Source organism: Capnocytophaga canis (assembly GCF_000827555.1).
Classification (GTDB): Bacteria; Bacteroidota; Bacteroidia; order Flavobacteriales; family Flavobacteriaceae; genus Capnocytophaga; species Capnocytophaga canis.
In genome coordinates this window covers 1-13,373 of the sequence record NZ_CDOI01000154.1, presented here as the reverse complement: position 1 = coordinate 13,373, position 13,373 = coordinate 1, and the positions used below count along the sequence as shown (strand labels likewise).

The 13,373-nt window shown below is 35.1% G+C and carries 10 protein-coding genes; 7 read left to right on the top strand and 3 right to left on the bottom strand.

Annotated features, from left to right (window positions below; all coding sequences use genetic code 11):
• Positions 1-87: 87 nt before the first annotated feature.
• The 7 genes from CCAND38_RS06675 to pncA all read left to right on the top strand — a co-directional run bounded on the left by CCAND38_RS06675 (position 88) and on the right by pncA (position 9,876).
• Positions 88-2,259 carry a S9 family peptidase gene (locus CCAND38_RS06675; protein WP_052458173.1) on the top strand — a complete coding sequence of 724 codons (2,172 nt, stop codon included), beginning with the start codon at positions 88-90 and terminating at the stop codon, positions 2,257-2,259.
• Between the two features lie 15 nt (positions 2,260-2,274).
• On the top strand, positions 2,275-3,936 hold the full coding sequence (locus CCAND38_RS06670) for a peptide MFS transporter (protein ID WP_197066338.1): 1,662 nt from the start codon (positions 2,275-2,277) through the stop codon (positions 3,934-3,936).
• Between the two features lie 130 nt (positions 3,937-4,066).
• Complete coding sequence (locus tag CCAND38_RS06665; protein ID WP_042009382.1) at positions 4,067-4,642, top strand: ATPase; 576 nt, start codon at positions 4,067-4,069, stop codon at positions 4,640-4,642.
• Positions 4,635-4,835, top strand: coding sequence for a hypothetical protein (locus CCAND38_RS06660; protein ID WP_042009383.1), 201 nt, complete (start codon positions 4,635-4,637; stop codon positions 4,833-4,835). Before CCAND38_RS06665 ends, CCAND38_RS06660 begins: the two co-directional genes overlap by 8 nt.
• A gap of 27 nt (positions 4,836-4,862) precedes the next feature.
• The gene (locus CCAND38_RS06655) at positions 4,863-6,794 is read left to right on the top strand and encodes a peptide MFS transporter (protein WP_042344503.1); all 1,932 of its coding nucleotides are present in this window, start codon (positions 4,863-4,865) and stop codon (positions 6,792-6,794) included.
• Between the two features lie 134 nt (positions 6,795-6,928).
• On the top strand, positions 6,929-9,265 hold the full coding sequence (locus CCAND38_RS06650; protein ID WP_042344502.1) for a glycoside hydrolase family 20 protein: 2,337 nt from the start codon (positions 6,929-6,931) through the stop codon (positions 9,263-9,265).
• Positions 9,266-9,300: 35 nt separating this feature from the next.
• Positions 9,301-9,876, top strand: coding sequence for a bifunctional nicotinamidase/pyrazinamidase (gene pncA, locus CCAND38_RS06645; protein WP_042344500.1), 576 nt, complete (start codon positions 9,301-9,303; stop codon positions 9,874-9,876).
• 98 nt (positions 9,877-9,974) lie between these two features.
• Here pncA and CCAND38_RS06640 read toward each other — a convergent pair whose 3' ends face one another.
• The 3 genes from CCAND38_RS06640 to CCAND38_RS06630 all read right to left on the bottom strand — a co-directional run bounded on the left by CCAND38_RS06640 (position 9,975) and on the right by CCAND38_RS06630 (position 12,854).
• Positions 9,975-10,583: a 4'-phosphopantetheinyl transferase family protein gene (locus CCAND38_RS06640; RefSeq protein ID WP_042344499.1), complete on the bottom strand. Its 609-nt coding sequence runs from the start codon at positions 10,581-10,583 to the stop codon at positions 9,975-9,977.
• Between the two features lie 308 nt (positions 10,584-10,891).
• Entirely contained in the window at positions 10,892-11,839 is a 948-nt protein-coding gene (locus CCAND38_RS06635) for a LysR substrate-binding domain-containing protein (RefSeq protein WP_042009388.1), read from the bottom strand.
• A gap of 100 nt (positions 11,840-11,939) precedes the next feature.
• Positions 11,940-12,854 carry a TIGR03571 family LLM class oxidoreductase gene (locus tag CCAND38_RS06630; protein ID WP_042009389.1) on the bottom strand — a complete coding sequence of 305 codons (915 nt, stop codon included), beginning with the start codon at positions 12,852-12,854 and terminating at the stop codon, positions 11,940-11,942.
• Positions 12,855-13,373: the final 519 nt, after the last annotated feature.

Genomic DNA, 13,373 nt, shown 5'->3' with positions numbered 1-13,373 from the left:
ATATGTTACAAATATCACTAAAAAAATTATAATAGACGAAAAAAAAGTAGTATTATTGACCATTCAAATTTAGTAAAACGTAAGTAAATGAAACTCAAAACTCTTCTTACCTCATTTATTTTAGGAATATCTTTTGCTGGGCTGTTCGCTCAAACTTCCATTACTTTGGAGGACATTTGGGCAAAAGGTGTACTTTATCCACAGCGAATGGCTCACCTTTCGGCGATGAAGAATACGAATCAATACACGGTACTTAATTACGACCGTCAATCAAACTCCCAACAGATTGATTTGTATGATTTTGCGACTCTTAAAAAAGTAAAAACGATTTTCGATACGAAAAATTTTCAGCTGGAGATAAAGTCTATCAGCGATTATTCGTTTGATAAGAATGAATCAAAAATACTCATAGCAACCAATACTCAAAGCATTTACCGACACTCGTTCATAGCTGACTTTTATGTGTATGATATTAAAAATCAAACTCTTCAGAGAGTAAGTGATAAAAAAATCCAAGAACCTGTTTTTTCTCCAGATGGAAAATCGGTGTTCTTTGTAGCTGAAAATAACATATATCATTTTGATTTACAGTCCAAAAGTGAAACAGCTATAACTTTGGATGGAGCAAAAAATAAAATCATCAATGGAATTACCGATTGGGTTTATGAGGAAGAGTTTTCTTTTGTACGAGCTTTCGATGTGAGTAAAAATGGGGATTATTTGGCGTATATTCGTTTTGATGAAAGGGAAGTACCTGAATTTTCAATGGATGTTTATGGAAATGAATTATATCCTCAGCAACAGGTATTTAAGTATCCCAAAGCAGGAGAAAATAATTCAAAAGTTTCTCTACACATCTACCACGTAAAAACAAAAAATACAGTCGAAATTCCGCTGGACGCTTATTACATCCCACGCATTCAATGGACGCAAGAGAATGATATTTTGAGTGTTCAGACGATGAATAGACATCAAAATCATCTGAAATTACAATTTATAAACGCTTCGAATCAATTGATAAAAACTATTCTGGAGGAAAAAGATAAGGCTTATATCGACATTACTGATAATTTGACATTTTTGTATGATAATAGTTTTGTTTGGACTTCGGAAAAAGACGGTTTCAACCATATTTATCATTATGATAAAAACGGTAATCTTAAAAAACAAATTACCAAAGGCAATTGGGAAGTTACAGAATACTATGGTTATGACCCACGAAGTAGACGTATTTTTTACCAATCTACGGAAAACGGTTCGATAAACAGAGGCGTGTATAGCATTGATTTAGGTGGAAAAAACAAAAAAGCGCTTTCTGCCCAAAGAGGTATGAACAAGGCTACGTTTAGCCCTGATTTTTCGTTGTATATCAATCAATTTTCCAGTGCCACTGAGCCACCCATTTACACGCTAAACGATAGCCAAAAAGGGAAGCAAGTAAAAGAAATTCTAAACAATAAATCTCTGAAAAACAATATCAAGCAATTTGGTTTCTCTGATAAAGAGTTTACTGAAATAACAAACGAAAAAGGCGATAAACTCAATGCATGGATAATAAAACCTGCTGATTTCGACCCTAATAAAAAATATCCGCTTTTGATGTATCAGTATTCAGGGCCAGGTTCCCAACAGGTAAATAACGTTTGGCATTCGTCTAATGATTATTGGCATTATTTATTAGCACAAAAGGGTTATATTATTGTCTGCGTAGATGGTCGTGGGACTGGTTACAAAGGTGCTGATTTTAAGAAATGTACGTATAAAGAACTTGGAAAATACGAAGTCGAAGATCAAATATTTGTAGCTCGTTTTTTTGCTGAACAACCTTATATCGATAAAACTCGTATCGGGATTTGGGGGTGGAGTTTTGGGGGATTTATGTCAAGTAATTGCCTTTTTCAAGGAGCCGATGTTTTTAAAACAGCCATTGCAGTAGCTCCTGTAACTTCATGGCGTTTTTACGACACCATTTATACCGAACGTTTCATGCAAACGCCACAAGAAAATCCCTCAGGGTACGACCAAAATTCCCCTATTACACACGCTCAAAAACTAAAAGGAAACTATTTGCTCATCCATGGAACAGCCGATGATAACGTACACGTGCAGAATGCAATGGTACTGATTAACCAATTAGTTCATCTTAATAAAGATTTTGATTGGTTGATCTATCCTGATAAAGACCACGGCATTTATGGCGGATACACCCGTTTGCAACTTTACAAAAAAATGACAGATTATATCTTAGAGAAATTATAACATATAAATCGAATTATGACGAATAACAGAAAACACCCTAAGGGACTATTTTATTTATTTTTCACAGAAATGTGGGAACGTTTTGGGTATTATTTAATGCTCGGAATTTTTGTTTTATATATGATTGACCCTAAAAATACAGGAGGTCTTGCCATAGATGATAAAAATGCCTATGATATTTTTGGAACATTCATTGCACTTACATATCTTACTCCCTTTTTAGGAGGATTTTTAGCTGATAGGATTTTAGGATATGTAAAAGCTATTTACATTGGAGGAAGTTTAATGGGATTGGGATACATAGGTTTAGGACTCTTCCAAGACCTTGCAATGTTTTACACCTCAATGGGATTAATCATCGTAGGTAATGGATTCTTCAAACCAAGTATCTCTACACTCTTAGGAAATCTTTATTCCGAAGAGCCATACCGAGAAAACAAAGATGCGGGATACAATATATTCTATATGGGAATTAATATCGGTGCATTTATTTGTAATATCATTGCTGCCTTTATGCGTAACAAATTTGGGTGGAGTGAAGCATTCATAACTGCAGGTATTGGAATGTTCTTAGGATTGATTATCTTTACCTTAGGAAGAAAACACATCATTCACGCAAACGTTTTAAAACCAGTACAAGAAGGCGATACAACCATTACTTCAGTTCTTGTAAAGGTGTTTTTACCAGCTATTATAACGGGTGTGATTGGTTGGGTAATTCCAGGAAACATTTTGGGAAGTGATAGTACAGATGCTTTCATTTTTGCTTGCATTCCAGTAATTTTCTTTTATTTCTCATTATATGCACGTGCCAGTCAGAGCGATAAAAAACCTATTGGTGCATTATTAGCAATCTTTGCAGTAAGTTTAATGTTTTGGGCAGTTTTCAAACAAAATGGAACTGTACTTACCACGTGGGCGAAGTATTATACTGACCGAAGTGTGCCAACCTCTATAGAGAAACCTATGGAAAGTATTTATCTTGTTGAAGTGAAAGATTTTCAAGACAAGGAAGTAACTATGTACGATTCGGAATATAGAATTGTAAAAGATGAAAACGATAAGCCTAAGAAAGAAATAGGAAAAGACATCTATTTCCGAAATATTCCAGAGGAACAAAAAGCTAAACTAACTGAGAACCCTAATCAGAAAGTGTTTTTATATAATCCGGAATTGTTTCAGTCAATTAATCCATTTTGGGTAATTGTTTTCACACCTTTGGTAGTAGGTTTATTTATGTTTTTACGTAAAAGAGGAAGCGAACCAACTACTCCTGCAAAAATTGTATTAGGAATGTTCATTTCTGCATTGAGTTGCCTTGTGATGGTAGCTGCCGTATATGCCTCTAACAACGGAATGGTGAAAGCTTCAGCATTATGGTTAGTTGTTGCCTATGGTGTTATTACTTTGGGAGAACTTTGCCTCTCACCTATGGGGCTTTCATTAGTATCAAAGCTTTCCCCGCCTCGTATTACTGCTCTTATGATGGGAGGATTTTTCTTGTCAACAGCCATTGGAAATAAGCTTTCGGGTGTACTTGCCGGAATGTGGTACGGATACGAACATAAATCTACATTCTTTTGGGTAAACTTCGGTTTATTATTAATAGCCACGCTGATAGGTCTTTCTATATTGAAATCTCTCAATCGAGCTTTGAAAGAAAAAGGAGTTAATTAGAAGGAATCTTTGTAGAATCAAGTTCAGTCACGCTGTAAAAGCAAATAGAACTGGGTTTTACAAATGTATCTGATAATTCAAAAATAAGGATTTTTTTGTTTTGAACTATACAAAAGTTAATAAATAACTGATGCTTAAACAAATTTATATCATAGCAGGATGTAATGGAGCTGGGAAAACAACAGCTTCATTTACTATTTTGCCCGAGATACTAAATTGTAAAGAGTTTGTAAATGCTGATGAAATAGCTAAAGGTCTTTCTCCCTTTCAGCCCGAAAAAGTAGCTGTTCAAGCGGGTAGATTAATGCTAAATCGTATCAAGGAATTACTAAATGAAGGTATCAACTTTGCTTTCGAGACTACATTAGCGACTCGTTCATATAGAAATACCGTTTTATCAGCTCAAAAGAAAAATTATCACGTGACTTTGCTCTTCTTTTGGTTAAAAGATGTAACTATGGCAAAGAAAAGGGTACTATCTCGTGTAAAGGAAGGAGGACATTATATTGATAGTCATGTAATTGAAAGAAGATACACAAAAGGAATACAAAATCTCTTTAAGATTTACTTACCTATAGTAAACAGTGCATTAATTTTTGATAATTCAGATGATGAGCCTCACCTTATTGCAGAGAGTAATGAAAAACAGTTAAAAATAATAGACTATCCTAAATTTAACAACTTAAAACTGTATAGCGATGAATAAACAGGAAACATATTTTCAGGATATGAAAATTAAAATTCAAGAGGGATTGAAACGCTCTTATGTACGCTTGTTAAAAGAGAAAATAAAAAATAAAGGAGAACTTGTAGTAATGCGAGATGACAAAATAGTAGTGCTCAAAACCTCCGAAATAAAAAAAATATTGCAACAAAAGAAGAACTTGATGGTAGAATAAATTAATATAATAAATAATAAATATACTATGTTAAATCCAGATTATCAATTGATGTTAATAGCGTGGCTTGGAGTTGCGCTGTGGGTAGGGTTTGTTATTTTCTCGAATCGAAAAATTCACCCTAAAGCCCTTTTTACCCTTTTTATGGTGGAACTATGGGAACGCTTCAGCTACTATGGTATGCGGGCACTCCTTATCCTTTATATGACTGCGAACTTAATAGATGGCGGGTTCCAGTTTGATGATGCAAAAGCTTTCGGAATTTACGGAGCTTATGGGGCATTAGTTTACCTCACGCCAATACTTGGTGGATATTTCGCTGATAAACTTATTGGTTTTCGCAAAGCAATTGTTATCGGAGCTTTGTTAATGGCAGCGGGACAATTTACTTTGTTTATGAATAATCAAACTACTTTCTTCATCGGGTTAGCTTTACTTGTGGTAGGAAATGGTTTCTTCAAACCGAATATCTCTTCAATGATTGGTCGTTTTTATGCTGACGGAGACAAAAGACGTGACGGAGCCTTCACTTTATTTTATATGGGAATCAATATGGGTGCATTCTTAGCTCCTTTAACTTGTGGTGCTATTGGGGAGAATGAAGGTTGGCAATATGGATTCTTAACAGCTGGTATTGGAATGTTATTGGGATACATTATATTCTTCTTCGCCAGTAGAACGAGTGTTTTCCAGCAAGTAGGATTAGCTCCTGATGAAAAACCAACTAAAAATGTTGTAAGTTTCGTCCCCAATAGTGTGCTTCCTTATGCTACTATTGTAGTTCTAATTATAATTTCGTGGATTTTAATTCAATATAACGATGTTGTAGATGTTTTATTAGCGAGTTTAGCTGCTATTATCATCGGGTATTTGTTATATCAAGCAAGTAAAATGGAAGTGGTTGCCAAACAACGTATTTGGGTTGTGGTTTTATTACTTTTATTTACGACTATATTTTGGACATTCTTCGAGTTGGCAGGTTCAGCACTTAACTTATTTACAGCACGTAACGTACATAAAGAAATTTTTGGTACAGAAATTAAAACAACTTTCTTCCAATCATTCAATCCGTTGTTTATAATGCTTTTTGCTCCCATTTTCTCTTGGATATGGATAAAACTATCTAATTTGAATAAAGAGCCAGCAGCTCCATACAAATTTGGAACAGGATTGCTATTGCTTGGGCTTGGTTTCTTGGTGCTTAAATTCGGTGGTAGCTATGCTAAATTAGGAATGGTACCAGCTATATTTATGGTTTTCTTATACTTATTACATACACTTGGGGAACTAACACTTTCACCAGTAGGTTTGTCATTAGTAACGAAACTTTCACCTAAACATATGGTGGCTTTTATGATGGGAATTTGGTTTTTGTCTTCATCCATTGCACATCAAGGAGGAAAACACATCTCTAAACTTACTACAGTAAACGAAAAAACAATAGTTGAAAGTAGTGCTTTCCAAAATTCTGATATTGATAAGGATATTAAGGCTGTTTTATCTGAGAATGAATTCAAAGATAGATTAGCTGACAATGAGGAAAAGAAAACACACGCTATTCCTATTGAAAAACTATTAGTTTCAAATGATTTCATTGCACGGATGAATGAGGTTAATCCGCAGAAACAATATGCAAAATCGATCGTAGTTGTAAAAGAAGTATTGCAAGATGCTGAAAACTACAGTGGAATGAAAAGACAGAAAATGATTAAATCTGCCTCACAAGAGTTTTTATCCTTCAAAGGAAGCGAAGTAAATACAGAGGTAGCAACTTTGGCTGATTATGAAAAACTATTTGAAAAGTCGGCGAGTATTTCAGTAACTAACGTTATTAAAAGCGAGTCACTTAATAAAGGACTTTCTGTATTCACCATGTTAGGCTTTATTGCCATTGGTTGTGGTATAGTGCTCTTCCTAATGGGTCCATTCATTACCCGTTGGATGCACGGCGTGAAATAGATCAACATATCAAACTTTGTCAAAGTCTTTTTGATTTTGACAAAGTTTTGGATTTATGTTGCTGTCTTGACTCAAATTTTTGTGAAACCAATAAATATTTTAACGGAATAACAATATAAAAAGTTATAACCAAAATGAAATTAAAAAGTATACTTGCAAGTTTAGCGTTCACGGTGATGTTTGCATCCTGTGATACGGGGAAAGAATCAAGCGTTTCAGCGGACTATCATGTGGTTCCTCTGCCAAATTCGATTCAAAAGACTACTAATGAGCAACCTTTTTTACTCAATTCTTCAACAAAAATCACCTATCCTAAGGGAGATGAAGCCTTGAAGAGAAATGCCGATTTTTTAGCAGAGTATGTTAAGGAACAGACAGGAATGTCTCTCTCTGTAGTAGAAGAAACTGCAGAAATTGACAACGTAATAAAACTGTCAAAAGGCTTAGCTTCTGATAATAAAGAGGCATATCAACTCACCGTAAATCAGAAATCAATTACCATTCAAGGAGCTTCTTCAGCGGGTATTTTCTACGGAATGCAAACACTTCGCAAGTCAATTCCAGTGGAGAAAACACAAAAAGTAGTTTTTGATGCGGTGGTAATCAACGATGCACCTCGATTTGCATATCGTGGAGCCCACCTGGATTCTGCTCGTCATTTTTTCACAACCGATTCCATCCGAATTTTTATTGACATGCTTGCATTGCACAATATCAATACGTTCCATTGGCATTTAACAGATGATCAAGGTTGGCGTGTGGAATCAAAAAAATATCCAAATCTTACGGTTGTAGGTTCTACGCGTTCACAAACTGTAATTGGTAGAAATTCAGGTAAATATGATGGTATTCCACACGGAGGATTTTATACTCAAGATGAATTGAAAGAATTGGTAGCATATGCCCAAGATCGTCATATTACTATTATTCCTGAAATTGATTTACCAGGACACATGTTGGCTGCGATAGCTTCATATCCAGAATTGGGTTGCCACGAAGGCCCTTACAGTGTATGGGGGCAATGGGGAGTTTCAGACGATGTTTTGAATGTAGGGAAGCCAGAAACATATGAATTTATCCAAACTATTTTAGAGGAAGTTACAGAGATTTTTCCTTCGGAGTATATCCACATTGGTGGTGATGAATGTCCAAAAGTACAGTGGAAAACGAATAAAGATTGTCAGTTAAAAATCAAAGAATTAGGAATAAAAGGCGATGATAAGCATACAGCTGAGGAATATCTGCAAAGTCATGTAATTTCCTTTGCTGAAAGAGTTTTAGCCAGTAAGGGTAGAAAAATTATCGGTTGGGATGAGATTTTGGAAGGAGGAATTGCTCCGAACGCTACGGTAATGTCATGGAGAGGTATCGAAGGTGGTACATTTGCAGCGAAAACAGGACATGATGCAATTATGAGTCCAATGTCGTTTATGTATTTTGATTACTATCAATCACAAGATATTGATCAAGAACCACTTGCTATAGGAGGTTATGTGCCAGTGGAAAGAGTATATAGTTTTGAGCCTATTCCAGAGGGACTTACTCCTGAGCAACAAAAGAGAATACTTGGAGTACAGGCTAATACCTGGACAGAGTATATAAAAACGTTTAAACACGTTCAGTACATGACCTTGCCACGTTTTGCAGCACTTGCAGAAGTACAATGGACACAACCTGAAAAGAAAAATTATGACGATTTTCTACAACGCATACCTTCTATTATCAAAATTTATGATGCACAAGGCTATAACTATGCGACACATATTTTTGATTTGAAGGTAGATATAACAACTTTAGAAAGTGAAGGAGCGATACAAGTAGCTTTTACAACTTTAGATAATGCGACGGTTTACTATACTTTGGACGGTTCCGAACCTTCTGAGAAATCAACAAAGTACACTGAACCTATTAAAATCAATCAAGATGCTAAAGTACGCGCGGTAGGAATTCGTAAAAATGGAAAAACCCGTGTTTTCTCCGAGGATTTCAAATTCAATAAAGCAACGGCACGTCCCATCAAAATGTTGACAAACATCTATCCATCCTACAAATACAAAGGAGCTTCCGTATTGGTCGATGGTAACATAGGAACAAATAACTTCCGAACAGGACGCTGGATAGGTTTTTCAGGTGATGATTTAGAGGCAGTAATTGATTTGGGTGAAGCAAAGGAAATTTCCAAAGTGTCGTTCAATACGAATGTCATTACAGGCGATTGGATATATGATGCACGTAGCTGTTCGGTAGCAGTCTCTGATGATGGTGTTAATTTTAAAGAAATTGCATCAGAACAATATTCACAAGAATCGAAACACATTCAAGAAATACGTACGCACAGTTTAGGTTTTGAACCTTTAAAAACACGCTATGTGAAAGTAAAAATCACTTCGGAACGAAGTATTCCTGAATGGCACCAACAAGCAAAAGGTAAATTAGCATTTTTGTTTGTTGACGAAATAAACATTGATTAAAATTCTCATTTCCCTAATTGATATTTTTTATATAGATGAAAGCTCTTATTATCATTGATGTACAAAATGATTTTATGCCCTCAGGAACGTTGCCTGTTGCAGAGGGAGATCAAATCGTTCCGTTCATAAATCAAGAAATGTATAAAGGTTATGATTTAGTGGTAGCCACTCAAGATTGGCATCCGCAAAACCATCAAAGTTTTGCTTCCAATCATGAAGGTAGAAAACCTTTTGAAGTGATTAACTTACATGGAATTGATCAAGTACTTTGGACAGACCATTGCGTACAGGATACTTTTGGAGCCAGTTTACATCAGGATTTGGACACACATCGCATAGCCGCTATTTTCCGTAAGGGAATGAATCCTGAGGTGGATAGTTACAGTGCTTTCTTTGATAACAATAAACGTAATAATACAGGGCTTCACGGTTTTTTGAAAGATAAAAGCATTACGGAGCTAACGTTCTGTGGGTTGGCAGGTGATTTTTGTGTGGCATATAGCGTGAATGATGCACTTTCATTGGGTTACAAAGTGCGTTTGTTGGACAATGGTATACGCTCAATAAATCCCGAAAATTATCAAAAATATAAAGCCGATTGGGGAATTTAAAAGTGCTATAAAAAAAGACATTATTTCTGCCTGATAAATAGAAAAATCACGAATTGTTAACAATTTACAATTCGTGATTTTTATTTCTAATTGATTGTTTACAGGCAGTATGCCAGAACATAATCTTCAACATTTATGAAAGAAACATCATAGAACGTTTTTTCAATTTTGATTTTGGTTTCAGAATCATTCGGGAAAAAATCTTTCACCAAAATATGTTCTGCTGTAATTCCAGACTTCCCGTGGGCTTTATATCCTGCCTCTTTTGCAGACCAAATCATCGTGAGTTTTTGTAAAACATTTTTCTGCGAGAAAGAAGTACTTCGATAATCCCATTGTGTGAATTTTTCGGAAATATCAATGATTTTTCGTCGCTTTTTTTCGATGTCCACACCCACAGGCTTTTCTCCAACAATCAAGCACACCATGTCAAACGAATGACTTATGGAAATTGTTTTCCCATCTCTTAGGTATGGTTTCCCTTCATGGTTATAAAACAAATCATCAGAAGAATACCCTAAATCTTTTAGAATTCGGCGAACGGCAATAAAATTCTTTTTTGCGGATTCAACTTTCAATGAGTCAAACTTAGATTGATGTTCTCCATTGAGAACAACTCCCTGAGTTAGGTCTTCTAATGTTTCGGAAACTTTCCAGATATAGAGCTGAGTTTTCTCATTTACATTAATAGTTTCAAATAACGGCATAATATATCATCTCTTTACTAGGTGCAAATTTATTTCTTTTTTTTATTTTAGACAATATATAAAGTCTATGAAGCCTCTTCTATTCAAGAATTGTTTTAATTTTAACAAAGTTGAATTGTTAATGTTTAAAATGAAATTATCCATTAATTTGTTCCGATTAACCTTAGTACAGAGATAAATTAGTTAAAAATAGTTAATAACAATATTTATGTTTCAAAGGGAATGAAAAGTGTTAATTATAAAAAAATTAACATCTTGTATTTTAGAGTTGTTTTTATTGATAGTAAAATCTTTTGTTTTATCTCTTTTTAAGCGAGTGATTTTCGTGTAGGACTAATTATTTTGACATCGTGAAAAGCGATAGCACCTCGAACCACACCCGATATCACTTCATGCAAGGCTTTGATATTTTGGGCTTTCAACTCATTCTTGTGATGTACTAAACTGATTTCTCTTGCAGGATATGGAGTCGCAAAGTGGTGGATATTTTTTTTCTCTTCTTCTTTCAGCTCAAGTGTATGTAAGTATGGTAAAAGAGTCATTCCTAAGCCTTCATTTGCCAATCGTATTAGAGTTTCGAAGCTACCACTTTTGAGTTCAAATCGTTTTTTAGAATCGACGATGTCCTGATTGCAGATATTCAATACAGTATCTTTGAAGCAATGACCATCCTCTAACATTAATATGTCGTTGATATCTAAATCGTCAGAGGTAATAGTTTTTGTGTTCTGAAGTTTATGATTGTTAGGAATATATGCCATAAAAGGTTCATAAAACAAGGGTTTTTCAACAATGTTAGGTCGATGCAGGGGAGTTGCCAATATGGCTGCGTCTAAGGTTCCATCTTCTACGTAGTTTATCAAGGTTTTGGTACTGTGTTCTTCAATTTTCAGAGACACTTTAGGATACTTATTGATGAAATTTGTTAAGAACATAGGTAACAAAGTAGGCGATACGGTTGGTATGATTCCCACATTGAATTCACCGCCGATAACTCCCTTTTGCTGTGCAACAATGTCGCTCATTCGTTCTGATTCATTCACAATGATTTGAGCCTGTTTGATAATTTGTTTACCTATATCTGTGGGTTGCAGAGGTTTTTTTGTTCTATCGAAAATGATAACCCCCAATTCCTCTTCCAACTTTTGAATTTGCATACTCAATGTAGGTTGTGTAACGAAACTATTTTCAGCAGCAGTCGAAAAATTCTGATGTTTAGCAACAGCTAACACATATTGAAATTGAGTGATTGTCATAGATTTAGGATTTACTTTAATAAATTTCTTCTTAGTATTTATTTATACTTAGTGTGGAGATATTTGTATTCAAATAAAAAACTACAAAATACACTTTAAATTAACGTAATTGCGTCAAAATTTCTCGTCCAATTTCGTCCAAAATAACATCTACTGGGCGAGAACTATATTTTAGCACCAACATAGCGTGATTTACACCTATTTTCTGCAACGTAAGGAACATATCCACTAAATAATTTCGACCCAAGCGGAATCCTAAGTCCATTTTTTGAGGTTCAAAATCGGGGTCTTCCATCAGGTCGATGTATACGGGTTGGATATAAGGTTTTCGGGGTTGACCTTCTTTATCCAACGTATCCTGCCAATCCTTTACGATTTTTCCTGTAAAAGTAAACTCTCGGGGATAGTAAATCCATCCATCTGAGTTCTTCGCAATCCATTCCAAATTCACACCTCCCACATGTCCAGTGACATACATAGGAATACTTTTTTTGATGGGCTTAGGTACAACATCTCCTACATTTTCCATCAGTGTTCCATAGTCGTTATTGTAAACAGGGAAGTCCTTTGACCATAGCTCCTTGAGTAACCGCATGTGTTCAGAAACCTGAGCGCTCCTTAATTCAAAGGGCTTGTTGAATGCAGGATATTCCACGGGGCGATCACCCGAAGCAACCCCCATATGAAAGCGATTCGGAAATAACACATCTAAACTTGCACTAGCTTTAGCAACATGCAACGGATGTCGCAAAGGTAAAATCACACTAGCGATTCCGAATTTGATTGATCGAGTTAATGTAGCCACATGTGATAGATAAATCCAAGGGTCGTAGATTTGTCCAACTTCTTTAAATTCAGGATTATTAAGCGGAATATCTCGTACCCAGATAGACTCGAAACCATAAGCCTCGGCTTGTTGAATAAGTCGGATTTGATTTTCCATTTTTGGGATAGCCCCCTCATAGGACTCAATCGGCAAAAGAATTCCAATGGATAGTTTGTTTGTGTCTAACATAGGTCGTCGATTTTATAAACGCAAAGATACTTCCTTTTTTTAATAACGACAAAAAATACTTTATATATTTATCTGCATTACGAAAGATAAATTTATGCTTTTTTTTCCACATAAAACATAAGAATATAATTCCCTAACGAAGCATGTTTTTTTTAACAACAAATTCATGTAACTAAGAAATTTTGTGCCGTTACAAGCATAAATTGTATCTGAACAAAATAATATGTTTTCCTTTTATCTTGACATTCAATATATTTATCGGAAGAATAAGAACACTTGTTAATTACCTGAATAAAGGTTGTTATGAAGTGTTTTAAAAATTTTGTATTTTTCTTTAAAATCAGTACCTTTGCTAAAATTTGTTATTAACCTTTTAGATATAATAAGATGTTCAAAAAAATCAATCGAATGCTTTTAGGCGGTATGCTCTGCCTAAGCCTTGTGGCTTGTAAAACTAAACAAGTGGGAGCCACTTCAATGGATAAAATAGTGTATCAGCCTATCAAGGTTGAAACTCCA